Below are 22714 nucleotides of genomic sequence, written 5' to 3'. Positions count from 1 at the left end.
GCAGCTCCGGGCGACCAGATCACCACGCGGATCGATTTGCTGCGCTGCCTACACGGCCTCAGGCGCGGACGGCGCAAGATTATCCAATTCCTCAGCGATCGCTGCTCGGTACTGCGTCAGCCCCTTATAGGCGATCTGCCGGTCATCGAGGTCCCTCAGCTGGGCTGCCAGACCGGCCGCCAGTTCCGCGCCCCGCTCGTGGGCCTGCAAGAGCGAAATCGGATCGTGATGGATCTTGATGGTGAACAGAATATCGCCCGATTTCGGCAGCCGGCGCAGGGTCTGCCGCTCGACACGAACGAACAGATGCGCAATCGCACTGGCGCCTTTTTCCTCGATCTGCGGCGCAAGTTGTTTGGCCTGCGGGTGATGCAGATCCGGATCGTCGTAGATCGACCAGTTGTAGCGGCCGACCAGTTGATCGGAGGTCAGATTGTCAAAGATCCGCGCGACCACAGGCCCCATCCGGCCATCGTTGAAACCGGGAACATTTTCATGGATGGCATGCATCGACTGGCCGAATTTCTCCACCAGCGACCAGGACGACGGAAAGCACAGCGACGCGGCGGCAAGCCGGTAGCCGTTCTCGCCCTTGCGCATCAGCACCAGATCTTCCTGCACCAGCCGGGACGCGGCTTCCAGCGGCGCATAATCGGCAAGACGCACCCGGGATCCGCCGTCCAGAACATCGACCACATCGGAAGAAACGGAATGCGTCGACCGGTGATGGGCGGCAAGATCCTCAAGAATCAGGTCCAGTACTTCGGCCTGGGCCTCTTCGGTGTCGGCTTCGGCGCGGAAAACCCGTTCATGCGCGGTCTCAAGAAGCTCCGCCTTGCGCTTCAGATGCTCTACCAGAAGCCCGTCCGGATCGAGCCAGCGGGAAAAGTCGACCGGTTCGAGCCCGACGGTAAACGGGCGCTTTGACCCGTCATAGGGCGTATGCCGAAATGCCATCCTGAAGTCTCCGCCGGATAAAGGCCGCGCTAGCCGTCCAGTTCTTCCAACTCGTCGATAATCCGTTCGATCACCGACAGACCCTTTTTCCAGAAATCCGGATCGCTTGCACTGAGACCGAACGGCGCAAGCAGTTCCGAGTGATGCTTGGTGCCGCCGGCCTTCAGCAGGTCGAAATACTTCTCCTGGAAACCGGCCTCCGCATCCTCGTAGACCGCATAGAGCGAGTTCACCAGGCAGTCGCCGAAAGCATAGGCGTAGACGTAGAACGGCGAGTGAATGAAATGCGGGATATAGGTCCAGAAGCACTCGTAGCCGGGCTGCATCTTGATCGCGGGGCCAAGGCTCTCACCCTGAACCGACATCCACAGCTCGCCGATCTTGTCGGCGGTCAGCTCGCCATTGCGCCGTTCCGTGTGCAGCTTGCGCTCGAAAGTATAGAAGGCGATCTGGCGGACCACCGTGTTGATCATGTCCTCCGCCTTCGAGGCGAGCATGATCTTGCGCTCTTCCTTGGTCTGCGCCTTTTCCAGAAGCGACTTGAAGGTCAGCATCTCGCCAAACACGCTGGCGGTTTCGGCCAGCGTCAGCGGCGTCGGCGCCATCAGCGCGCCGTTGTGCGCCGCCAGAACCTGATGCACGCCGTGGCCGAGCTCATGGGCAAGCGTCATCACGTCCCGGGTCTTGCCCTGGTAATTCACCAGCACGTAGGGGTGCGCACTCGGAACGGTCGGATGGGCGAAGGCCCCCGGCGCCTTGCCGGAACGGGCCGGCGCGTCGATCCAGTTCTTTTCAAAAAACCTGCCGGCGATATCGGCCATGTCCGGCGAAAACGCGCCATAGGCCGACAGCACCGTCTCCCTGGCCTCGTCCCAGGAGATCACCTTGGTATCGGCCTTCGGCAGCGGCGCGTTGCGATCCCAATGATTGAGCTGGTCCATGCCGAGCCACTTGGCCTTCAGCACGTAATAGCGGTGGGACAGGCGCGGATAGGCATCGCGCACGGCGGACACCATCGCATCGACCACTTCCCGTTCCACCCGGTTCGCCAGGTGCCGGCTGTCGGCGATGTCAGTGAAATGCCGCCAGCGGTCGGAGATCTCCTTGTCCTTGGCGAGGGTGTTTGTGATCAGCGTGAAGATGCGCAGGTTTTCCGAAAAGGTCTTCGCAAGGGCTTCGGCCGCCGCCTTGCGCTTTTCCGGAGCCGGATCCTGCAGGAAATTCAGGGTCGGCTCGATCGCCAGTTCCTTGCCGTCCACCTCGAACGTAAGTGAAGCGATGGTCTCGTCGAACAGCCGGTTCCAGGCGCCGCGGCCGGTGACCGACTTTTCGTGGAAAAGCTGCTCGACCCGGTCTTCCAGCTGATAGGGCCGGTCCTTGCGCAGATCCTCGATCCACGGCCGGTAATGCTCCAGACCCGGCGTCTTGAACGCCGCCTCGATGACATCGTCCTCGATCCGGTTGAATTCCAGGGTGAAGAACAAGAGATGCGATCCCGCGGTGGTGATCTGCTCCTGCACGTCGCCGTAGAACTTCTGCCGCGCCGGTTCCGTGGTGTTGCCTGCATAGACGAGCCCGGCGTAGGAGATCAGCCGTCCGAGATGGTCCTCAAGTTCCTCATAAGCCCGGATCGCCGTCAAAAGGGCAGGTACATTGTCGGCCGCCAGTTCGGCAAGCCGTCCCTTGTAGGACGCCTCGAAGGTTTTGGCCCGGTCGAGCCCGGCGGCCAGATCGGCTGCGACTTCCGGCGCATCGATGGAACTGTAGAGATCTGTCAGGTCCCATTCAGGCAGGGAACCGAGGTCTTTTTCTGGCGAGGCGGGCGAGGCCGAAAAGACGGCAGGGTCAAGGCGCATGAGGAGGTCTCCGGACGGCACGAAGGAATCAGACGGCCGATTCGAAACCGAAACCGGCGCTTTTTAAATTTGTAGGCCCGAAAACAGGACCATCGCAATTCCACAGCTCAGTTATTTTTGCATCGACTTGGAGGATTTGTTTACCCATCTGCGACCAGACTGGCCCGAATTGAGACAACTGCAGCAATCAACAACGGTGAATCATGACAGCCACCAGCGGCAAGATTTTGATAGTCGATGACGATCCGATCCAGCGCCGCCTTCTTCAGGAGGCTGTCCAGAAATTCGGCTATCGCTTCAAGACCGCCGAAAACGGTGCCGAAGCCGTCCGCATCATGACTGGGCCGGAAGGCGCTGACATCGATCTGATGATTCTCGACATGGTCATGCCGGAGCTCGACGGCATCGGTGTGCTGACGCGCCTGCGCGCGGACAAGATCGCCACACCGGTCATCGTGCAGACCGGCCACGGCGGTATCGACACCGTGGTCAACGTAATGAATGCGGGCGCGCAGGACTTCGTGGTCAAGCCGGTGGCGCCGGAACGGCTCGATGTCTCGATCCGCAACCTGTTGAAGACCTCCGCGCTCGAAGACGAGATCACCCGGTTCCGCAAGCAGGCCTCCGGCACGCTGACCTTCGATGACATCATCACCCACTCGCCCGCCATGGAGCGGGTGATCAATCTGGGAAAACGCGCGGCCTCGTCCAACATCCCGATCCTCATCGAGGGCGAGAGCGGTGTTGGCAAGGAGCTGATCGCCAGCGCGATCCAGGGATCCGGCGACCGGAAATCGAAACCGCTGGTCACCGTGAACTGCGGTGCGATCCCGGACAATCTGGTGGAATCCATCCTGTTCGGCCACGAGAAGGGCGCCTTCACCGGCGCCGTCGACAAGCACGTCGGCAAGTTCCAGGAGGCCCACGGCGGTACCCTGTTCCTGGACGAGGTCGGCGAGCTGCCGGCCGAGGTTCAGGTCAAGCTCTTGCGTGCGCTTCAGGAAAACGAGATCGACCCGATTGGCGCCAAGCGTCCGGTCAAGGTGGATTTCCGGCTGATCTCCGCGACCAACCGGCGCCTGATCGATCTGGTCAAGGAAGGCACTTTCCGGGAAGACCTCTATTACCGGCTGAACGTGTTCCCGATCTGGATCCCGCCGCTTCGCGACCGGCTGGAGGATATTCCCGCCCTCACTCGTCATTTCCTCGCCCGCTTTGCGGCAGAGGAAGGCAAGCCGCAGGTGACCGCGATTGCCCCGGAGGCCATGGCGATGCTGCAGAGCTACCATTGGCCTGGCAACATCCGGCAGCTGGAGAACACGGTTTTCCGCGCGGTGGTCCTCTGTGACGGCGCCCGGTTGACGATCGACGATTTCCCTCAGGTTGCCGCTGCCATCGACCACCCGATTCAGGTGTCGACCCCCGCTCCGGCGGACCAGCCGCCACACGAGGCCGATGCGGCCGAAGCACCCGCCGCCCACCAGCCACCGGCCCTTCCGCGCGATCCCGTTCCGCCGTCAACCTACAGCGCTTTCGAGCACGCCGCCCCGTTCGGCTTCATGCGCAACCTCGACAATGAAGGCCATGTCCGCAAACTGGCCGATGTCGAGGAGGAACTGATCCGAACCGCGATCAACCACTACTCCGGCCGCATGACGGAAGTCGCCAAGCGGCTCGGGATCGGCAGATCGACCCTTTATCGGAAATTGAAGGAATACGGTCTGGAGGAAGAAGACGAATCAGCGGGCAACGACGCCGCCGCATAACTTCCGCACGTTTCCGGCAACCGGGTCGGAATAGAGTTTCCGTACGCAAAAGCCCGCAATTCGCCAATTGCGGGCTTGTTTTTCGTGCGCATTTTAGCGAGAAAGATATTTATCGTTGCATTTCTGCCACGTTTTAAGATCAAACGAAAACAGGGTAAAATCTTTTTAACCTGCCTGAGGCTACCTTGCGGGACCTGCTGGGGAGCAAGGGAATGGCTAAGGCCATCACAAACGGCGAGACAGATTATTGCGTAAACGGTTTGTTGGATACGACGCCGTCACTGGACTGAAGCGCGCCCTGACACTTATGTGTTTGTTTTTTGCGCTTTCGGTTGCCCAGTTTGCCGTTGCCGAAGCCGAGGCAGAAACCCGGACGTTGAACCTCTTTAATCTGCATACCAAGGAACGGGTCTCGATCACGTTCAAGAAGAACGGCCGCTACATTCCATCCGGCTTGCGCGAAGCGAACCGTTTTCTGCGCGACTGGCGCCGCAACGAAATGACCAAGATCGATCCGGCCCTGCTCGACCTCATCTGGGAAGTCTATCAGAAGGTCGGAGGGAAGCAGCCGATCAACGTGGTGTCCAGCTACCGCTCGCCGGCAACGAACAACATGCTCCGCAGCCGCTCCAAGGGCGTTGCCAAGCGCAGCCAGCATACGCTCGGCAAGGCAATGGACTTCTTCATTCCCGGCGTTAATCTCGCCACGCTACGTGCCACCGGCTTGAGAAAACAGGTAGGCGGTGTCGGCTACTATCCCAAATCCGGCTCCCCCTTCGTGCACATGGATACCGGCAGTGTCCGTCACTGGCCGCGCATGACCCGTTCGCAGTTGGCCAAGGTGTTTCCGGACGGAAAGACATTGCACATTCCAAGCGACGGCAAACCCCTTTCGGGCTACAAGCTGGCGCTCGCCGAGGCCAAATCCGGAACGAAGCGCCCGACCCGGCCGACGCTGGTCGCCGCCGCCGAACCCGCCCCGAACAGGACCACCGGACAGAGCCTGACCAACGCCGAGGAACGGACCGCACCGCGTCCGCCGGCAAACCTGCTGGCCAGCCTTTTCAGGTCGAACGACAATTCGGATAGCGCACAGCGTTCGCGCGTGGCTTCGGTCAGGCCCGACAATGGTCCCAACCTGCCCGAAGGGGTCCTTCCCGGTGTCAGGAGTTCGCAGAATGCGCCGACGGCCGCCGTTCCGGCTCCTGCACCGGCGGCTGCGCCGGAGACCAGCCAGATCGTCCTCGCCGACATAGGCACCATGCCGAACCGGAAGCCGGTTCGTACCGTGGAAAACCCCGTCCAGCTCGCCTCGGCACGCCCAGTTGGCAGACCTGCGGAACCCAACACGCTCGAAGCCCAACGGGTCGCACTTGAACAGGGCCAGACGTCGCCGGCCGCTTCCGCGCCGGTCGATGGCCGCTTCAACGTGGCCGGCATTGCACCGAACGAAAAAGCACGCGCACAGCTGCTCAAGGCGACGCAACAGGCAGCCCTGGCGGAAACCTCTGTCTCCGGACGCGTTCCGGTTCCACCCAAGCCTCCGGCGCTCGACCCCGTATCGGCGATTGCAGCCGCGACGGGAACCGCCACGCCGACCGTGAAACCGGCAGGCTCGACAACACTTGCCTATGCTTCCGCCACGTCCATTCCGGCCGCTCAGCCGCGAAGCGGTCAGGGTCTTGCAGCCGGCGGCAACAAGCCCGCGATGCGCCCGGCCCCCGCGAACCAGTCGGTTTCTGGCAGAATTCCGCGTAACGAGATCAAGGATCCACTTGCCGGATTTGCGGGGTTGCCGGACAAATCGGAACCGAAGCTGATCTCCGGCCGCAGCACCACCCGCAACCGGCTGTTCGCATCCCTGCGCCATCCGTTCCAGCGCTCTATGAACAACCTCCTGGATCCCGGTAACCGGTTCGTTCAAAGCGGATTTGAGAAATTCCCCTATGGATCGCTGCGCACCGATCGCTTCGACGGCCCGGCCGTCGTCGTCCTTCCGGTGACCTTCGCCCGTTAAGGCCCGTTCGCATTAAAGTTTCGGACCTGGCACCTCCGCCGGCGTCCGGAGCTTCGCCGTAGGGCCAGGCCTTATTCATTTTGTGCATTCGGAAAGAACGAAGAGGTTTTCAAATGGGCGCAGGGCAACAAAAGTTCCTTCGGCTTCTCGGCACCTTGTTGCTCATTCTCGCCTCGAGCCTGGCCTCTCATGCGCAGGACAGCGGTACCGGTAAACTGAAAGTCGGCATTCATGACAGCCCGCCCTTCGTCATGCACAAGAACGGGCAGCCAGGTGGCATGGCCTTGGACCTCTGGAAAGAACTGGCCGACGAACTGGGCGTCACCTACGAATTTCAGGTGTTCCCGACCGTCCGAAGCCTTGTCGATGCGACAGCGGACGGACAGATCGATGTGGCCGTCACGAACCTGACCGTAACCCGCAAGCGCGCCGAACGGATCGATTTCACACAGCCCTGGTTCGATGCCGGCCTCAGGATCATGGTGAACGAAGATCGTGGCTCCGGCTTTGCCGCGATTGTCGAGGGGCTGCGGGACGCGGGCCATCTCCAGGCCTATGGCTGGCTTGCATTCGTTATTGCCGCCGCAACAATCTTCCTGACGCTGTTCGATCGACGCTTCAATCCTGACTTTCCCGGGACCTGGCGCGACGGAATGGCAGAAAGTTTTTACTCGGTTATGTCCGTCGCGACTTCGGGAAAACTGCCGTCGAGGAAAAACACTTTCGGTTGGATCGGCCGGGTCATGCAGGCCTTCTGGCTGGTGTGCGGCATCGCGGTGCTGGCCTATGTCACCTCTTCGGTGACCAGCGTGATGACGACACTGTCCCTCTCCAGCCAGATCCACAGCCTGGAAGACCTTCCGGGCACGACCTCAGGTGTTTTCGAAGGCAGCGTCGCCGAGGAATTTGCACGGGAACAAGGCTTGCGCGCCAGAAACTACGACAACATGGACGCAGCCGTATCGGCCCTGCTTTCCGATGACATTGCGGCGATCATCGGCGATGCGCCGGTTCTTGAATATTATGCGTACAAACATCCCGGAGAGCCGCTCGATGTCGTCGGCCCGCTTTTCGAGCCGGACAAATACGCATTCGCGCTTCCTCCGAACAGTCCGCTGACCCGCCCCCTGTCTCTGGCCATCCTCAGCGCCAAGGAAAAAAGCTTTATCGAGGGTCTCAGGATCAAGTATTTCGGCGAGGCTCAGTAAAGGGAAGCGCCGGGCCGGAGGCGAAACCCGTTTTTCCGGCTGCGACCTGTTGCGGGTGCGACCCTCGATCGGGAAGAAAAACAAAACCCGCCGGAAATACCGGCGGGCTATTACTCAGTCCGGAGCCGCGTTCAACACCGCTCCATTCCTGTCAGGCAACAGAGATCAGCCCTCTGCCGGGCCTGCCATGCCGAGCGCATGCAGGTAGAGATCGAGGACGGCTTCTTCCTCTTCCCGCTCATGCGGCTGCTTCTTGCGCAGGGAGACGACCTTGCGAAGGATCTTCACGTCGAAGCCATTGCCCTTGGCTTCCGCGTAGACGTCCTTGATGTCGTCGGAGATGACTTTCTTTTCTTCTTCCAGCCGCTCGACGCGCTCAACGAACGCACGCAATTGATCGGCTGCAACTCCGCCCGGTTCTGACATGGATATAGGTCTCCTTGATGGATTCTTGTCTGTGGATTCTGGGTGTCACGCGGTTTCCCGGCTCACCCGCCGGGACAACGATTTTTCAAATTCGGAAGCTGCCGTGCCAGAGTTGGGTCCCAAGGTCAAGCACGCTCGACCGTTTGCCGCTCAATGCTGCGGTTTGTTCACCTCGAAAGCGGCTTTTTGGGCCTCGGTCGCCTCGGTCTGATATTTGTCCTTCCATTCCGAATAAGGCATCCCGTAGACGATTTCGCGCGCGTCTTCCTTGGCGAGCTCGATGCCTTTTTCCCCGGCCGCATCCTGGTACCAGTTGGACAGGCAATTGCGGCAGAAGCCGGCCAGGTTCATCATGTCGATGTTCTGAACGTCCGTCCGGCCGCGCAGATGGGAAACGAGACGGCGGAACACAGCCGCCTCCAGTTCGGTCTTTGTCTTTTCGTCCATGGACTTCCTCTCTACCCCAATGCGTCAGCGGGCCGTCGGGCCATCGCTGCGCGACGGAAAATATTCGATGGTCCGAAGATCGGGCCTTTGGGCCAGATCTTCAAGGATCGGCTGCAGCCGGTCGGCCCAGCTCATGACACCCGCTTCGTCCGCGATCAGGTCCTGCCGCACTTCCAGAAGCGCATGGGCAAGCCCCCGTTTGCTTGCGTGGCGGTACATGGTGTCGTTCTTCAAGGCCCCGTCATAGGGCTCGTTGTCGCCCACGACCAGATCCGGGTCCGCGCCAAGCTGATCCAGGAACGGCCGGACCGCGCGCGGATCCGCATCCCACAGGATACCGGCATGCCAGGGACGGGGCACGCCCCGCCAGACGGGCGTGTAGCTGTGAATGGAGATGATCACCGGCGGAGGCGCCGCCTCCAGCATCTGATCCAGGGTCCGGCCGATCAGATCGTGATAGGGCCGGTGAAACCGTTCGATCCGCCTTTGCCGCTCGGAAGAATCGATCCGGGCGTTTCCGGGCACGACCGCCCCGTCGGACAGGCGCATGACGATCGTCGGATCGTCCTCCCCCCGATTCGGGTCGATCAGCAGTCGGGAGTAGGTCGTCATCAGGGCCGGAGCATTCAGCCGGCGCGCCAGTTCCTGCGTCAGCGGGCGGACACCGATGTCATAGCCGATATGGCGTTCGAACTGCTCCTTCGGCAGCCCCAGATCACCATAGTCCGGCGGCACCGTGTTGCTGGCATGGTCACACAACAAGAGCAGTCCGCCTGCCAGGTTCCCCGGAACAGTCTCGGTCGGAACGAAGCCGGTGCCGGCATGGGTCGAGTGCAGTGTCATGAACGGTGTCTTAGAGCAGGTTGCGGGGAACGGGTTGCGGGACGTGCCGAAATTCCGGGATGTTTTTAGGACAAGGCGGTCTTCGTTCCAAGTTTTTCGTTGATTTTCCCCCGACCGGCCAAATCTCCCATCGTTGTTTTTCCGGCGGACCGCCACACGAAACATATCCTGTGAATGTTTGCCCCCGTTCGGCAGGAAACCGGATAAACAGCAGCAATTTGTCAATCATTTGGCGCGACAAGCAAAGGAACGACCGTGAGCCAACGAAACAATCCGAAATGAAAAAGATTTGGCCTTGATCCCGCCTCATTTCTGGAGACAAAGCGTACTGTCAAATCAGAAACCGATCTGCCCGCTCCTAGAAGGAAGCGGGGGTCAAACTCTATGAATGTCAATAACTTTAGGCCATCATCGTTGACAATACGGATGCGTCCACGCAAAAAGCTTATTGTCTATAACGCCGCGAGACGACAAACAGCGCATGATTAGGGACAGGAAACGACGCCAGGCCGGAAAGCAGGCTGGGTTTGCCTTTGTCGGAAAAGCGACAGGCGCCGCCCTTCTGTCCATGCTGTCTCTTGCGGCCTTCGGCGGCACGGCCAAGGCCGACCTGCGCCTGTGCAACAAGACTGAAAGTCAGGTCGGCGTGGCCATCGGCTACAAGGACAAGAACGACTGGGTCACCGAAGGCTGGTGGAATCTGACGCCCAGTTCCTGCGAGACGCTGGTTCCAGGTTCGCTGGTGTCACGATACTATTACATCTACGCAGTTGATTACGACCAGTTCGGCGAATGGGGCGGACGTGCTTTCATGTGCACCCGTGAAAAGGAATTCACCATCCGCGGAATTGAAGACTGTGTCGCCCGCGGCTATGAACGTACGGGCTTTTTTGAAATAGACACCGGCGAGCAGAGCAGCTGGACCGTCCAGCTTACGGAGCCGGTGCAACAGGGGACAGGTGGGCGATGAGGCGTAACCGACGAGTCAAAATTCTGGCAACTCTCGGTCCCTCTTCCTCAGAACAAGACATCATTGAAAAATTGTATCGCTCGGGTGCGGACGTGTTCCGCATCAACATGAGCCATACAGATCATGATCGTCTGAAGATGCTGGTGGAACGCATTCGTTCGGTGGAAGTTGCCGTCGGACGACCGATCGGCATTCTGGCGGACCTGCAGGGACCGAAGCTCCGTGTCGGCACATTTGCCGACGGCCCGATCCAGCTTGAAAACGGCACCCGGTTCATTCTGGACAACGATGCCACACCCGGCGACGGCAAGCGGGTCTATCTGCCGCATCCGGAAATCTTCAAGGCACTGGAGCCCGGCCACCGGCTGCTGCTCGACGACGGCAAGGTTCAGCTGCGCGTCATCGAGGCCTCCGGCACACGGGCCGTCACCGAAGTGGAGGTCGGCGGCAAGCTGTCCGACCGCAAGGGCGTCAGCGTTCCCGATTCGGAAATCGCCACGAGCGCGCTGACCGAAAAGGACCACAAGGACCTGGTCGCCGCTCTCGACCAGAACGTCGACTGGATCGCGCTCTCCTTCGTCCAGCGCCCGGACGATATCGCCGAAGTGCGCAAGATCACCCGTGGCCGGGCCGGCGTCCTGGCCAAGATCGAAAAGCCGCAGGCGATTGGCCGTCTGGCCGAGATCATCGAACTCTCCGATGCCATCATGGTCGCCCGCGGTGATCTCGGCGTCGAACTGCCGCTCGAGCAGGTCCCGGGCCTGCAGAAGCAGATTACCCGTGCCGCGCGTCGCGCCGGAAAGCCGGTGGTGATTGCCACGCAGATGCTGGAATCCATGATTTCCGCTCCTGTGCCGACCCGCGCCGAGGTCTCCGACGTTGCGACCGCCGTGTTCGAAGGTGCCGATGCGGTGATGCTGTCTGCGGAATCAGCTGCGGGCTCCTATCCGCTCGAAGCCGTCCAAACGATGGACAAGATCGCCCACGAAGTCGAGCGCGACCCCAATTTCCTCACCATCATCCACGCCCAGCGCACGGAGCCGGAAGCAACCGGCGCCGACGCGATTTCAGCGGCTGCCCGGCAGATTGCCGAGACGCTCAAGCTTGCCGCGGTGGTCTGCTACACCACATCGGGCGCGACCGGGCTCAGGGCGTCCCGTGAACGCCCCGCTTCGCCCGTGATCGTGCTGTCTCCGGTGATCACCACGGCGCGGCGCCTGTCGCTTGCCTGGGGCCTGCACTGCGTGGTGAGCGAGGATGCCACCAACGAAGAGGAAATGGTCGATCGGGCCTGCCGGATTTCCTATTCGGAAGGCTTCGCCAAGCCGGGGCAGCGGATCATCGTGACAGCCGGTGTCCCGTTCGGCACGCCGGGGTCGACCAACATGCTGCGGATCGCCTTCGTCGGCAGCGACGGGCAAGGCGGCATCTGACCGCCTAATCGAATGATAGAGAACAACGAAAAACGGCGGCCTTGAGCCGCCGTCTTTCGTATGAATGAAAGCCGCCAGCCGGACGGTCAGATCGCGTCGCCCTCGGCTTCCTTTTCCAGTTCGTCGACGGCTTCCTTGGCATTCTTGAGGCCGGGATTGATTTCCAGCGCGCGGCGGAAGGTCGTCAGCGCCTTGTCGTCTTCGCCAATCCGGCGCTGGATGATCGCCAGTCCGGAGAGCGCACCCCAGTGGCGCGGTTCAAGAGCAAGCGTCCGCTCGATATCCGCCAGCGAGCGGCCGAAGTCCTGCTGCACGTAGAAAACCGTCGCCCGCCGGTTCCAGCCTTCGGCAAAATCCGGCTTGAGCGTCACCACCACATCGAGCAAATCCAGCGCCAGGCCGTATTTATTGGCGCGCAGGGCCACCGCTGCGCGGGACATCAGCGCATCGACGGTATCGCTTCCCGATTCCAGCCACTTCGCCTGGATCTTCTGACCGATGGAAAGAGCCTGTTCCGGCGTTTCCGCCGCGGCGAGCTTTTCGAAAAGGTCTGCGAGGGCTTTCTCGTCCTGATCCGCGCCGTCGGCGACGACCTTGCCGCCGGTCTCGTCTTCCTCGTTTTCGGGAAGGGAATGGAGGTCGTCGAGAGAAGGCGTATCGACATCAGGCCCAAGCTCGGGGGCCTGTTGCGCAGAGCTTACCGGGGCGGCAAGCGACAGAAGGAGGATAAACAAAAAGAGCCGCATGCCGACAAGTATGCCTTGCCGGCTGCAGCGGTCAATCCGTTAAACGGACAATGAAGAAATCACTTTTGCGCGAAACCCGAACGGCGGCACCGCCGTGCATGGGTTTCCTCAGCCCTGGCGGGCTTTGAAGCGCGGATTCTTCTTGTTGATGATGTAAACGCGACCCTTGCGGCGAACCATGCGGTTGTCCCGGTGACGGGCCATGAGCGCTTTGAGCGAGTTCTTGATCTTCATTGTACTGTCCCCCGGAAGGGCCCTGTTTCCCTAAAACGTGAACGAGCGCCTGAGGCGCCCGATTTGATGGTGGCTACTTCCGTTTCAAACCGCTGCACGCCTTATGCGTTGCGCCGGTCCGTTCCCGGAAACCGCCTGCGCTTTTCGAAAAAAATCCCGAAAACCGCAAAAATGGTGGGCGTGACAGGGATTGAACCTGTGACCCCTTCGATGTCAACGAAGTGCTCTCCCGCTGAGCTACACGCCCGAATTTCTCGGTATTTCGACGCCGCAGCGCCGTGGTGGAGTGCGATATAACGGGGATCGCCGATCAGTGCAAGACCCCATTTCGAAGAACTGTCAAACAATTCTCACGAAGGCCGAAAAGATCGCGCTTCAGGCCGCCAGCATCCGGTCCACTTCCTGGACGAGATCCTTCAGGTGGAACGGTTTGGACAGGACCTTCGCATCCTTGGGCGCATCCGATTCCGGATTGAGAGCCACCGCCGCGAACCCCGTGATGAACATGACCTTGAGGTCCGGGTCCAGTTGCGTTGCCCGGCGGGCCAGCTCGATCCCGTCCATTTCCGGCATGACGATATCCGTCAGCAGCAATGAAAACGGCTCTTCGCGCAGGCGCTCGTAGGCGCTTTTTCCATTATCGAAAGACACCACGTCGTGACCGGCGTTTTCCAACGCCTTGGCCAAAAACCGACGCATGTCGTTGTCATCTTCCGCAAGAAGGATACGCGGCATCTTGGTCAACCATTCTTCTCCGTACCGGTGAGGCAGGGACAATCCACCTCCCTCGCCGGTTATAATCCGAAATCCGCGTAAAGATAGGGTGAAACCATTCTCCCACGGTTTTGCGCCGGTTTCTGTGGACTGTGTGTTGATTCCTTGGCACCATATAAAAGATATCGAAACGAGGAAGACATTTGCCAAACACCATCGACGGCGAAACCGCGGATGCGGCGCAGGCCGACTTCAACGGCCTGCCGGCCTTTGAAGTTCTGGCCCCGGCCGACCAGCGCCTGCCTTTCATCTTCAATTCCCCGCATTCCGGCCGTGAGTATCCGGCAAGTTTCCTCGATGCATCCCGTCTGGACGACCTCGCGATCCGCCGCTCCGAAGACGCCTATGTCGATCAGCTGTTCATGAACGTCATCGGCATGGGCGCACCCCTTTTGAAGGCCAACTTTCCCCGCGCCTACCTGGACGTGAACCGCGAGCCTTATGAGCTTGACCCCAAGATGTTCGACGGCCGCCTGCCGTCTTATGCCAACATCCGCTCCATTCGGGTGGCCGGCGGCCTGGGCACGGTTGCCCGCGTCGTCAGCGAGGCCCAGGAGATCTATCGGCACCGCCTGCCGGTCAGCGAGGCCCTGACCCGGATCGAGGATATCTACAAGCCGTATCACTCCACCTTGCGGCGGCTTCTGGCCCAGACCCACGTCACCTTCGGCCACGCGATCCTGATCGACTGCCATTCGATGCCCTCGACCATCAAGTGCCAGACCAGCGAAATCCGGCCCGATTTCATTCTCGGGGACCGCTACGGAACGAGCTGTGCGGTCGAACTCACCGATTTCGCCGCGGAGCTGCTGAAGGGCTTCGGCTATACGGTCAGCCGCAACAAGCCCTACGCGGGCGGTTTCATCACCGAACACTACGGCCGTCCGGCCAGCGGGCTTCACGCGCTGCAGATCGAAATCAATCGCGGTCTCTACATGGACGAAGGCGCCCACACGCTTCATTCGGGCTTCAGCACGCTTGTAGAACATCTGGCAAGCTTCGCACGCGAACTGACCGCCATGCCGGACTCCGCCTTCGGCGCCGACTCCATCGCGGCCGAATAACCCGCATCCGGCGTCTTCCGGATCGCCTGCCTGAAACCAGCCCCCTAGCCGCCATTGTTTCCTGACGAAAAACTCGATAAACGAGCAAAAAAAAGGCCGCACTCAAAAAAGAGGCGGCCCGAGTCTAGGGAGGAAACGCCCAAGGAGGGCGGCGCTAGTAGGAAAGATCCTTTCGCGCTGCAACAAAGTCGCATTGCGTTGCACAAAGGTCAAGCCCACCTTGTAGGCAGGAGATGCACTAAATTAGGGCATCAACCTTTTGCTCGCCGCTTCCTTGTTGCTTTAACCAATTTAAGTCACTGACCTAAAAAGAAAATGAGGCAATCTGACGCCTCCAGATTCCCTGCTCTCGGTATACAGGCATTCCAAATGAACAACCCAGCTTTGCATTTATCGCATAACTACGCCGGTTTTCTGGACCGGCTCGCCGATGTCGCGGAGGCAGCGATCATGCCGCACTTCCGGTCGGGGCACGATGTCGAGAATAAACTTGATTCGGGTTTCGATCCGGTGACGGTCGCCGACCGCGCCGGAGAAGAAGCCATGCGGGCCCTGATCAATGCGGAATTCCCCGATCACGGAATTCTGGGCGAAGAGCACGGCCCGGAAAATCTCGATGCCGAAAACGTCTGGATCCTGGACCCGATCGACGGCACCCGCGCCTTCATCACCGGATTGCCCACATGGGGCACGCTGATCGGGCTGCGCACCAACGGCCGCGCCTGTCTCGGCATGATGGCCCAGCCTTATGTGAAGGAACGCTACGCGGGCGACGGAACATCTGCCTGGTACACGGGCCCGATCGGCCAGCGGCAGTTGAAAACCCGCGCCTGCGAACGGATAGAGGACGCGGTCATGCTCACAACTGCGCCGGAACTCTTCTCCGCCGCCGAACAGCCGGTGTTCGATGCCGTTGCCAAGGCCACGACCCTGACCCGTTTCGGCACCGATTGCTACGGCTACTGCATGGTCGCCGCCGGGATGGCCGATCTGGTGATCGAATCCGGTCTCAAGGCCTACGACATTGCAGCCCTCGTTCCGGTCATTGAAGGAGCGGGAGGCGTCGTGACCACATGGTCGGGAAACTCACCGGTGGACGGCGGACAGATTCTGGCCTGCGGAGATCCGCGCCTGCATGAAAAGGTCCTGCGCATGCTGGAAAGCGCGGCGGTCTAGAACACGGACCCAGAGGCGAATTCGTCACTCGTAATCGGATCCGGGCACGAACGCATCGAACGCCGTCCAGAACTGGTCCCTGTATACATCCGCTTCGGTCAGCAGCTCATGTTCCGCTCCGGCGATCTCGATATATCCGGTCGCCCGGCAGCGGGAGGCGAATTCTTCCGTTGCCCTCGTCGAGACGATACGGTCGTTGCCAGCGGCAATAATCAGGCAGGGCAGCATGATCTTCTGGCCTGCATCGCGGCGACGGAAGGAGAGCATGCAACGCGCTGCGCTGTGCAGCCAGCCGATGGTGGGAGACCCGACCCCGAGCTGGGGGGCGGCGACCAGCACCGCATTGAACCGAGCGTAGCGATGCTGATCGCTTGTCTGCCTGTTCTCCTTGAAGGGAATCAGGAACTTGCGGTTGCCTCCGGGCACGAAGGCCCGGGCCAGCCCGGTCCAGGAGAATATCGCAGCCAGAGGAAAGGCGATCCGTTCCAGGAAGTTCCGGGCACCGGGTGTATATCTGTTGACCTCAGGCTTCGGATACCGTCCGAAAGTCAGCACTTTCAACAACCGGTACAAGCCCGGCCGGTTTTTCCTTAAATTCTGATCCGCCAGCCCCATCAGCGGCGAAATCAGCACGGCCCGGTCCAGCATCGTGCGCAGCCGGCCCGAATCCGACAGAAGCACCGATGCGCCGGTCGAATGGGCCAGGGCGAAATGCGGTCCCGGATATTCGGTGAGCGACACCTTCTTCAGGACCGTCTCCAGATCCTGACGGTACTGCCTAAAGCCGGAAATGTGGCCCCTGGCGGAATTGCGCAAGGACCGTTGCGACCCACCCTGCCCGCGCCAGTCGAACGTGATCACGGCAAAGCCCCGCTCGCGCAGGTCCTGGATGGTCTCGAAGTATTTCTCGATGAATTCCGCCGCGCCCCTGCAGCAGGGTTACCGTTCCCCGGCGCCTGCCGCCGACAGAGCCCCAGTGCGCATAGCGCAATTTTGTGCCGTCCGGTGTCGTGATCATGCCGGTGACCGCGCCGTCGGGAATGGGGTTCTCGGGATGATCGATCAGGGTCATGCGGCAACTTGCAAAGGAATCGGGTCTTCACTGATACCTGCGGCCGATCCGGTCCTCAACCGGAAACGGGCGCCCCTGCGTCAGGGGCGCCTGTTTTTGTGTGTTCACCAGCTGCGGCCCCAGCCGCCGTGATGTCCGATCACATGCTTGCGCAGGATCCGGCCGTTGAAGGCATCGACCACGAGCCGGACCGGTGCACCGCGCCAGCCGCGGGCCTTGACCACGTAGACCGGACCATGCGCATCGACAATGCGGACGCGGTGGAAACCGCGGTGTTTCAGGCTGCGGCGGATCTGATGCGGACCCAGCCGACCCCAGTGGCCCTTACGGTCACCATGCCAGTGACGGCCGCCGTCATGTCCGCCGCGAAAACCGGCTTTCTGGACAGAGACGGCTTCCGGAGCCTTGAACTGGGCGCCTGCGGCCTGGGCCGAAGCAGTACCGCCCAGCGACACGGCGGTGATCAGCAATGCACCTGCCAGCGGTGCGGAAACGAGAGACTTCAAAATGGACATAACGGATCTCCTTTTCTCATCGCCAGCCCTGTGCCGGCGTTGAAGGCAAGATGACCCTTTGCGGTTGAACGTAACCGGAAGGCCCTGTTCATGTGCCGTTCAGCTTCCAGACCCGTATCCGCACCCGTGCAAACGAACCGGTTTTTCCCTCTTGAAAGCGAAATTTCCCGTTCCCATCTCTTGGAGGCAGGCGCCAAACGGGCCTGCGCTACAAAGACTGTCCGCGTCCCGCCGAAGTCGGGGGGACCATGGAAGTCAGTGGAAACGTTGCTCATCAGAAGAGGACAAGACCATGCGTCATTTTGATTTTACCCCCCTGCACCGTTCGACGATCGGTTTCGATCGCCTGTTCTCCATGCTTGATTCGGCCAATTCCGAAACGCCGAGCTATCCGCCCTACAACATCGAGCGGACCGACGAGAACAACTACCGCATCACCATGGCCGTCGCGGGCTTCGGCGAAGCCGACCTGTCCCTGGAAGCCAAGGAACATGTGCTGACGATCAAGGGTGAGAAGAAGGACGAAGACGAAAACCGCGACATTCTTTATCGCGGCATCGCATCGCGTGCCTTCGAACGCCGCTTCCAGCTCGCCGAACACGTCCGTGTGGAAGGCGCCCATCTGGAAAACGGCCTCCTGCACATTGATCTCGTCCGCGAGATTCCGGAAGCCATGAAGCCGCGCAAGATCGAAATCGGCTCGGGTGCGCCGAAGCAGATCGAGACCAAGGCTCACTAACCAGCTCCGGCTTCGCCTGAAAACGGCGGAGACCGTCAGAGCCGAAACGGGCGTCCGGGAGACCGGGCGCCCGATTTTGTTTTCGGCCGGATTTTCTGGCGGCTATCAGCTTCCGGCCAGATGGCTCAGGAAACCGTCCACGTCCGCCTCGGTCGTGGCGAAACTGGTCACCAGGCGAAGGCAGACCTCATCGGCATCTGGCTTTTTATCCGCCGGCACACCGCTGGCCGGCCATTCATAGAAAAAGGCTCCAGCGGCCTTGAGCCGTTCGGCGTCCGCCTTCTTCAGGATCGGAAACAGCTCGTTGGCCTCCACCGGCCAGGCCGTACGTCCGCCGGCCGCGCGGATGCCTTCGGCCAATTTCTGTGCCATGCCGTTGGCGTGGGCAGCGGTCGCCAGCCAGTTGTCGTCGGCCAGATACCCCTCGAACTGGGCGGCGATGAACCGGCTCTTGGAGAAGAGGTGCCCGGCGCGCTTGCGCGCATATTCAAAACCCTTCGCCGCTTCCATGTCGAAGAAGACGACAGCCTCCGCACACCAGCAACCGTTCTTGGTCGCCCCGAAGGACAGGACGTCGACACCCGCCCGCCAGGTCATGTACGCCGGCGAACACCCGAGAGAAACAAGTGCATTAGCAAAGCGGGCGCCATCCATGTGAAGTGCAAGGCCTCGCGCGCCCCGCGACCACCTTGATCGCCCGGATCTCGTCGAGACTGTGGACGGTCCCGCTTTCGGTTGCCTGGGTAATGGACACCGCGGCCGCCTGCCCGTGATGGACGACACCCTCGGGGAAAGCCGGCAATCGCCGTTTCCAAGGCCTGCGGCGACATCTTTCCGTTCTCGCCGGGAACGGAAACCAGCTTGCCGCCACCGGTCAGGAATTCCGGACAGCCGCATTCATCGACCTGAATATGCGCATCCGGATGACAGAAGAACACCGCGCCCGGTTTCGTATAGGCGGACAGCGCCAAGGCGTTCGCCGCCGACCCGGTTCCGACGAAAAAGACGGCGACCTCACGCTCGAATATCTCCGAGAGCCGGTCCGTTACGGATTTGGAGATCGGATCCACGCCATAGGACGGCACGGCTCCGGCTTGATGGCGGGCCAGGGCAGCCATCACCGGCTCCGTGGCACCCGCCCAATTGTCGCTGGCGAAGTTCATGCCTCGGTTTAGATCATCGGGCGGGATCGCGAAAGAGCACCAGAACCGACTTAAACAATGCCGGCTCTAATAATAATAGCGCTCGCGCCTCCGGTAGTAGGATCCGAGCAGGGCATCGAGCGACAGAGATCCGCCGCCTTTCAGCGCCGGCACCAGCAACACGAAGATCCACATCAGCCGCTGATCGGCGATAAGCGAACTTGGATTGCCGTCGAACAACGCCCCGATCGTTTCCGCCCCGACGTGATGGCCGGTAATGTCCACATAGGTCATGACGATCACGAACACGATCATGCCGAGACTGGCTGCCCGCGTGAACAGGCCAACCGTGATCAGGACGGGAAGAATGAACTCCGTCCAGGTGCCGAGCAGGACGATCAGCCCGTAGGGGAAAAACGGAATCTGGCTGGTGTCGTAGCTGACCTTCTCCATCAGCGTCGGCAGGATCTGGGCGTAGGCTCCGTCACTGGGCGACAGAAAACCCAGCGGACCGTTGCCGATCTTGGTGAGGCCGGAATTGATGAAATAGACGAGCAGGACGCTGGCGAACACGAACCGGGCGGCAAGGCCAAGAAGCCAGCCGTTGGTCAGGCGCTCCAGAAAGCCGAAGAAACCGCCGTAAAGCCGCGTGAAAAAACCGATCATATCTTCCCCTCTATCAAGCTGACCGATCCGTCGGCGTGTCATTCGTGACAAGGCCGGTGAAGGCTCCCGCGGACAGGAAATCGGACAGGCACCCAGACAAATCGAATTCGGGTATATCCGCAAGGGCCTTGTTGGCCGCTTGGCTCAAAGTGTGTGTTGCAAGAGCGCGGAAAAACAGATCCGCGCCCGGGCGCATCTGGTGCAATCCGACGTCCAGTTCGGGCCGGGTAATCAGCACGCTTTCGGATGTCTCAAGGTCGATCACCGGTGGATCCTCAAGCGAAAACCGGTTGGCAAGCGCAATCGACAAGACCGGCCAGGGCGAGCTGACGCAGCTTGCCGCCGGATGGAGCCTAAAACGGACCTCGCCGACGCTCTCGGGCGCGACCGAACCCAGCACCTGCGGATCGAGCGGTTCGGCATCTTCCGCGTGATAGGCCTGAAGCCAGGCCCATTCCAGACGCGCCACATCGGCCAGATACGGATACCGGCCAAGCGGCGGGAAGGCTTCGATGAAATCGGGAAACTTTGCCCCATACCACAAAAGCACCGGCGAACTCGGCGGATGCTCGATGACGAAGCTGCGCCCAAGCGCCTTGAAATAGTCCTCTCCGAGCAGCCGTTCGATGGCCGGATACGTCTGCGCGAGCGCTTCCGTCAGGCTGACGATCACGTTGTTGCGGTAGACGTTGAAGCGTTTGGGCGCCGGCTTGCCGTCAGGGCCGACGATCCCATCCGGCACCGGCAGATCCGCATCTGTCAGCGCGGCGGAGAAAGAGGACACCGTATCGGCTCTGTCGGGGCTAGACCGCACGTTTCAGCTCCGCACCTGCCACCCGGTGGAGAATCCCGTCCGCCGCCTGCGCTTCCGCCAGAAGCACGGACCAGGCCGGCACGTCGTTGTCCCATTCGATCAGCGTCGGCAGCGGACCGGACCGCTTCACGACCTGTTCGTAGAGCGCCCAGACCACGTCATCGACTTCCCGGTCATGGGCATCGATCAGCAGCGGCCGGCCTTCATCGTCCGTATCCGGCGCATGACCGCCCAGATGCAACTCGCCGACCGCGTCCATCGGGAAGGCATCGATATAGTCTTCGGCCGACCTTTGATGATTGACACAGGAGACATGGACATTGTTGACGTCGAGCAGCAGACCGCAGCCGGTCCTGCGGGTTATTTCGCGCAAGAACTCCAGCTCGCTCATGGTGCTCTGTTCAAAGGCGACATAGGTCGAGGGATTTTCCAGAAGCATCTCGCGACCCATGACCGCCTGGACCTCGTCGATATGGTCGCACACCCGCTGCAGGGTAGCCTGCGTATAAGGCACCGGCAGAAGGTCGTTGTAATAGGTCGTATCGTGGGTCGACCACGCCAGGTGCTCGGAAAACAGGCCCGGCTCATATCGGGTGTTCAACACCTTCAGCCGCTTCAGGTGGTCCCGGTCGAGCGGCCCTTCGCCGCCGATGGACAGGCCCACGCCGTGCAGCGAGAGCGGATAATCGCGGCGGATCGCTTCCAGCTGGCGGTGCGGTACACCGCCTGCCCCCATGTAGTTCTCCGCATGAACCTCGAAGAACCCGATTTCCGGCCGGATCTCCAGGATTTCCGCGGCATGCTCGCCCTTCAGCCCGGCGCCCGCGCGGGCGGGAACGGTCGCGGCGATGTGCGGAAGGGCAGTCTGACTGTCCGGGCCGGATGTCATGAGGACCTCCTCAAGGGTTCTTGGCAGGATCGGCAGGCAGACTGCCGGCCGGTATTTCGTATCAGCGTTCGGGACCGTTCTTCAGATCATAACCGGAATGATAAAGCCGGACGCGACAGCACGCCCGGCTATATTCATACGCGCTGATAAGCAAAAGGCGTCAGGCCTTCGGAAGATCGCGGTCGAGCTCGGTCAGCGACCCCTTGCGACCGTCGGGCAATTCCATGGTCTCGCAGGTGCCTTTCGGGACCAGGGTCCATGCATTGCCCTGGTAATCGATCGTCGAGGTTCCGGCGCACGTGGTACCGGGGCCAGCCTTGCAGTCGTTCTGCCCCTTCAGGGACACACCGTAGCACTTCTCTTTCGCCTGGGCGCTTGCGGTGTTCGGCGCCGAAATCCCGGCGACTGCGGTCGCGACGGCACCTGCGACGATAGCGGCGGACATGACCTTTGTTTTCATTTGCGGACTCCTCGGATCAAATGCAATTCGTTTGGGCCGGCAGCACGACACCCGGTCGCCCTTGCCGTGGTGAAAAAGTGGACAGTTCGCCCTTCAATAGGAAATCAAACGGCCGTGACTAAAAAATGAACAGCGATTTTAGCATTTTAGACCGACGAAAGAATCTTACGCCAAAACCGCCCCGGAACGTCATTTATTCGCAATTGGGACATTGAGGGCGAAACTTTTGTAATTTTACAGTATATAAACGGTCTTGCCCCTGGCTTCGAAATCTGGCATGGTCGCGCCGCTCGGAATAGGACAGGATCACTGTCCCTTTTTTGATCGAAGGTTCAAAATATGCGTGAGTGAGGCGCAGAACCGATCGGATCGAAAAGGCCGGGCTGACCACTCGGCTGCCAAAGGGATGGCGCCGAAAGGCGGGAGCTGAAAGCACCCGGCGGCCTTTTCAAAGAGGCCGCGTCATTTAAGACGGTTCGCTTTCTGGAAGCGAGACGTTA

Annotated in this window: 22 protein-coding genes, 1 tRNA gene and 1 pseudogene; 8 read left to right on the top strand and 16 right to left on the bottom strand. The window is 60.7% G+C overall.

What is annotated here, in order from left to right; all coding sequences use genetic code 11:
- Positions 1-48 precede the first annotated feature (48 nt).
- Positions 49-957, bottom strand: coding sequence for a DUF3445 domain-containing protein (locus ABIN98_RS17410; protein ID WP_346911842.1), 909 nt, complete (start codon positions 955-957; stop codon positions 49-51).
- A gap of 29 nt (positions 958-986) precedes the next feature.
- A complete protein-coding gene (locus ABIN98_RS17405; protein ID WP_346911841.1) occupies positions 987-2813 on the bottom strand; it encodes a M3 family oligoendopeptidase in 1827 nt (608 codons plus the stop codon).
- A 203-nt stretch (positions 2814-3016) separates the two neighbouring features.
- Here ABIN98_RS17405 and ABIN98_RS17400 point away from each other — a divergent pair, with 203 nt between their 5' ends.
- The 3 genes from ABIN98_RS17400 to ABIN98_RS17390 all read left to right on the top strand — a co-directional run bounded on the left by ABIN98_RS17400 (position 3017) and on the right by ABIN98_RS17390 (position 7804).
- Positions 3017-4579 (top strand): sigma-54 dependent transcriptional regulator, encoded by a 1563-nt coding sequence (locus ABIN98_RS17400; RefSeq protein WP_346911840.1) that lies wholly within the window; start codon positions 3017-3019, stop codon positions 4577-4579.
- Between the two features lie 247 nt (positions 4580-4826).
- A complete protein-coding gene (locus ABIN98_RS17395; RefSeq protein ID WP_346911839.1) occupies positions 4827-6596 on the top strand; it encodes a DUF882 domain-containing protein in 1770 nt (589 codons plus the stop codon).
- A gap of 113 nt (positions 6597-6709) precedes the next feature.
- The gene (locus tag ABIN98_RS17390) at positions 6710-7804 is read left to right on the top strand and encodes a transporter substrate-binding domain-containing protein (RefSeq protein ID WP_346911838.1); all 1095 of its coding nucleotides are present in this window, start codon (positions 6710-6712) and stop codon (positions 7802-7804) included.
- Between the two features lie 165 nt (positions 7805-7969).
- Here the strand turns inward: ABIN98_RS17390 and ABIN98_RS17385 are convergent, their stop codons facing one another.
- From ABIN98_RS17385 to ABIN98_RS17375, 3 genes are all read right to left on the bottom strand, one after another.
- Positions 7970-8230 (bottom strand): DUF2312 domain-containing protein, encoded by a 261-nt coding sequence (locus ABIN98_RS17385; protein WP_346892187.1) that lies wholly within the window; start codon positions 8228-8230, stop codon positions 7970-7972.
- A 150-nt stretch (positions 8231-8380) separates the two neighbouring features.
- A complete protein-coding gene (locus ABIN98_RS17380) occupies positions 8381-8677 on the bottom strand; it encodes a DUF1244 domain-containing protein (RefSeq protein WP_346911837.1) in 297 nt (98 codons plus the stop codon).
- A gap of 24 nt (positions 8678-8701) precedes the next feature.
- On the bottom strand, positions 8702-9520 hold the full coding sequence (locus ABIN98_RS17375; RefSeq protein ID WP_346911836.1) for an N-formylglutamate amidohydrolase: 819 nt from the start codon (positions 9518-9520) through the stop codon (positions 8702-8704).
- A gap of 568 nt (positions 9521-10088) precedes the next feature.
- Between ABIN98_RS17375 and ABIN98_RS17370 the strand changes: the two genes are divergently transcribed.
- Both ABIN98_RS17370 and pyk read left to right on the top strand, forming a co-directional pair.
- Positions 10089-10490 (top strand): DUF1036 domain-containing protein, encoded by a 402-nt coding sequence (locus ABIN98_RS17370; RefSeq protein ID WP_346911875.1) that lies wholly within the window; start codon positions 10089-10091, stop codon positions 10488-10490.
- The gene (gene pyk / locus ABIN98_RS17365; RefSeq protein ID WP_346911835.1) at positions 10487-11923 is read left to right on the top strand and encodes a pyruvate kinase; all 1437 of its coding nucleotides are present in this window, start codon (positions 10487-10489) and stop codon (positions 11921-11923) included. Before ABIN98_RS17370 ends, pyk begins: the two co-directional genes overlap by 4 nt.
- A gap of 86 nt (positions 11924-12009) precedes the next feature.
- Here pyk and ABIN98_RS17360 read toward each other — a convergent pair whose 3' ends face one another.
- The 4 genes from ABIN98_RS17360 to cpdR form a co-directional block, all read right to left on the bottom strand.
- A complete protein-coding gene (locus tag ABIN98_RS17360; RefSeq protein ID WP_346911834.1) occupies positions 12010-12669 on the bottom strand; it encodes a tetratricopeptide repeat protein in 660 nt (219 codons plus the stop codon).
- A gap of 108 nt (positions 12670-12777) precedes the next feature.
- Positions 12778-12903: a type B 50S ribosomal protein L36 gene (ykgO, locus tag ABIN98_RS17355; RefSeq protein WP_055677669.1), complete on the bottom strand. Its 126-nt coding sequence runs from the start codon at positions 12901-12903 to the stop codon at positions 12778-12780.
- Between the two features lie 172 nt (positions 12904-13075).
- A tRNA-Val gene (locus ABIN98_RS17350) sits at positions 13076-13150 on the bottom strand.
- Between the two features lie 128 nt (positions 13151-13278).
- Positions 13279-13638 carry a cell cycle two-component system response regulator CpdR gene (gene cpdR / locus ABIN98_RS17345; protein WP_190293130.1) on the bottom strand — a complete coding sequence of 120 codons (360 nt, stop codon included), beginning with the start codon at positions 13636-13638 and terminating at the stop codon, positions 13279-13281.
- A gap of 239 nt (positions 13639-13877) precedes the next feature.
- Between cpdR and ABIN98_RS17340 the strand changes: the two genes are divergently transcribed.
- Both ABIN98_RS17340 and hisN read left to right on the top strand, forming a co-directional pair.
- Entirely contained in the window at positions 13878-14741 is an 864-nt protein-coding gene (locus ABIN98_RS17340) for an N-formylglutamate amidohydrolase (RefSeq protein ID WP_346911874.1), read from the top strand.
- A 369-nt stretch (positions 14742-15110) separates the two neighbouring features.
- Entirely contained in the window at positions 15111-15917 is an 807-nt protein-coding gene (gene hisN, locus ABIN98_RS17335; protein ID WP_346911833.1) for a histidinol-phosphatase, read from the top strand.
- Positions 15918-15941: 24 nt separating this feature from the next.
- On the opposite strand, the gene ABIN98_RS17330 is transcribed toward hisN, so the two are convergent.
- Both ABIN98_RS17330 and ABIN98_RS17325 read right to left on the bottom strand, forming a co-directional pair.
- A complete protein-coding gene (locus tag ABIN98_RS17330; RefSeq protein WP_346911873.1) occupies positions 15942-16799 on the bottom strand; it encodes an alpha/beta hydrolase in 858 nt (285 codons plus the stop codon).
- Between the two features lie 294 nt (positions 16800-17093).
- A complete protein-coding gene (locus ABIN98_RS17325) occupies positions 17094-17504 on the bottom strand; it encodes a hypothetical protein (protein ID WP_346911832.1) in 411 nt (136 codons plus the stop codon).
- A gap of 292 nt (positions 17505-17796) precedes the next feature.
- On the opposite strand from ABIN98_RS17325, the gene ABIN98_RS17320 reads away from it, so the two are divergent.
- Positions 17797-18243 carry an Hsp20 family protein gene (locus ABIN98_RS17320; protein WP_346911831.1) on the top strand — a complete coding sequence of 149 codons (447 nt, stop codon included), beginning with the start codon at positions 17797-17799 and terminating at the stop codon, positions 18241-18243.
- 105 nt (positions 18244-18348) lie between these two features.
- Here ABIN98_RS17320 and ABIN98_RS17315 read toward each other — a convergent pair.
- The 5 genes and pseudogenes from ABIN98_RS17315 to ABIN98_RS17295 all read right to left on the bottom strand — a co-directional run bounded on the left by ABIN98_RS17315 (position 18349) and on the right by ABIN98_RS17295 (position 22214).
- A pseudogene (locus ABIN98_RS17315) lies at positions 18349-19406 on the bottom strand (threonine aldolase family protein).
- A gap of 66 nt (positions 19407-19472) precedes the next feature.
- Complete coding sequence (locus ABIN98_RS17310; RefSeq protein ID WP_346911830.1) at positions 19473-20051, bottom strand: DoxX family protein; 579 nt, start codon at positions 20049-20051, stop codon at positions 19473-19475.
- Between the two features lie 13 nt (positions 20052-20064).
- Positions 20065-20865 (bottom strand): DNA-binding domain-containing protein, encoded by an 801-nt coding sequence (locus ABIN98_RS17305; protein WP_346911829.1) that lies wholly within the window; start codon positions 20863-20865, stop codon positions 20065-20067.
- The gene (locus tag ABIN98_RS17300; protein ID WP_346911828.1) at positions 20855-21754 is read right to left on the bottom strand and encodes a DUF692 domain-containing protein; all 900 of its coding nucleotides are present in this window, start codon (positions 21752-21754) and stop codon (positions 20855-20857) included. Before ABIN98_RS17300 ends, ABIN98_RS17305 begins: the two co-directional genes overlap by 11 nt.
- Before the next feature lie 160 nt (positions 21755-21914).
- Entirely contained in the window at positions 21915-22214 is a 300-nt protein-coding gene (locus ABIN98_RS17295) for a DUF2282 domain-containing protein (RefSeq protein ID WP_346911827.1), read from the bottom strand.
- Between the last annotated feature and the right edge of the window lie 500 nt (positions 22215-22714).

Origin of the sequence: uncultured Roseibium sp., from assembly GCF_963675095.2 — a bacterium.
Taxonomy (GTDB): domain Bacteria; phylum Pseudomonadota; class Alphaproteobacteria; order Rhizobiales; family Stappiaceae; genus Roseibium.
The sequence above is the reverse complement of the archived record's forward strand: the minus strand, read 5'-3'. Positions and strand labels throughout refer to the sequence as shown.

Excerpts from the sequence above, each read along its gene's own strand:
- ABIN98_RS17410 (WP_346911842.1), bottom strand. The coding sequence starts at position 957 with ATGGCATTTCGGCATACGCCCTATGACGGGTCAAAGCGCCCGTTTACC.
- ABIN98_RS17405 (WP_346911841.1), bottom strand. The coding sequence starts at position 2,813 with ATGCGCCTTGACCCTGCCGTCTTTTCGGCCTCGCCCGCCTCGCCAGAA.
- ABIN98_RS17400 (WP_346911840.1), top strand. The coding sequence starts at position 3,017 with ATGACAGCCACCAGCGGCAAGATTTTGATAGTCGATGACGATCCGATC.
- ABIN98_RS17390 (WP_346911838.1), top strand. The coding sequence starts at position 6,710 with ATGGGCGCAGGGCAACAAAAGTTCCTTCGGCTTCTCGGCACCTTGTTG.
- ABIN98_RS17385 (WP_346892187.1), bottom strand. The coding sequence starts at position 8,230 with ATGTCAGAACCGGGCGGAGTTGCAGCCGATCAATTGCGTGCGTTCGTT.
- ABIN98_RS17380 (WP_346911837.1), bottom strand. The coding sequence starts at position 8,677 with ATGGACGAAAAGACAAAGACCGAACTGGAGGCGGCTGTGTTCCGCCGT.
- ABIN98_RS17375 (WP_346911836.1), bottom strand. The coding sequence starts at position 9,520 with ATGACACTGCACTCGACCCATGCCGGCACCGGCTTCGTTCCGACCGAG.
- ABIN98_RS17370 (WP_346911875.1), top strand. The coding sequence starts at position 10,089 with ATGCTGTCTCTTGCGGCCTTCGGCGGCACGGCCAAGGCCGACCTGCGC.
- pyk (WP_346911835.1), top strand. The coding sequence starts at position 10,487 with ATGAGGCGTAACCGACGAGTCAAAATTCTGGCAACTCTCGGTCCCTCT.
- ABIN98_RS17360 (WP_346911834.1), bottom strand. The coding sequence starts at position 12,669 with ATGCGGCTCTTTTTGTTTATCCTCCTTCTGTCGCTTGCCGCCCCGGTA.
- ykgO (WP_055677669.1), bottom strand. The coding sequence starts at position 12,903 with ATGAAGATCAAGAACTCGCTCAAAGCGCTCATGGCCCGTCACCGGGAC.
- cpdR (WP_190293130.1), bottom strand. The coding sequence starts at position 13,638 with ATGCCGCGTATCCTTCTTGCGGAAGATGACAACGACATGCGTCGGTTT.
- hisN (WP_346911833.1), top strand. The coding sequence starts at position 15,111 with ATGAACAACCCAGCTTTGCATTTATCGCATAACTACGCCGGTTTTCTG.
- ABIN98_RS17325 (WP_346911832.1), bottom strand. The coding sequence starts at position 17,504 with ATGTCCATTTTGAAGTCTCTCGTTTCCGCACCGCTGGCAGGTGCATTG.
- ABIN98_RS17320 (WP_346911831.1), top strand. The coding sequence starts at position 17,797 with ATGCGTCATTTTGATTTTACCCCCCTGCACCGTTCGACGATCGGTTTC.
- ABIN98_RS17310 (WP_346911830.1), bottom strand. The coding sequence starts at position 20,051 with ATGATCGGTTTTTTCACGCGGCTTTACGGCGGTTTCTTCGGCTTTCTG.
- ABIN98_RS17300 (WP_346911828.1), bottom strand. The coding sequence starts at position 21,754 with ATGACATCCGGCCCGGACAGTCAGACTGCCCTTCCGCACATCGCCGCG.
- ABIN98_RS17295 (WP_346911827.1), bottom strand. The coding sequence starts at position 22,214 with ATGAAAACAAAGGTCATGTCCGCCGCTATCGTCGCAGGTGCCGTCGCG.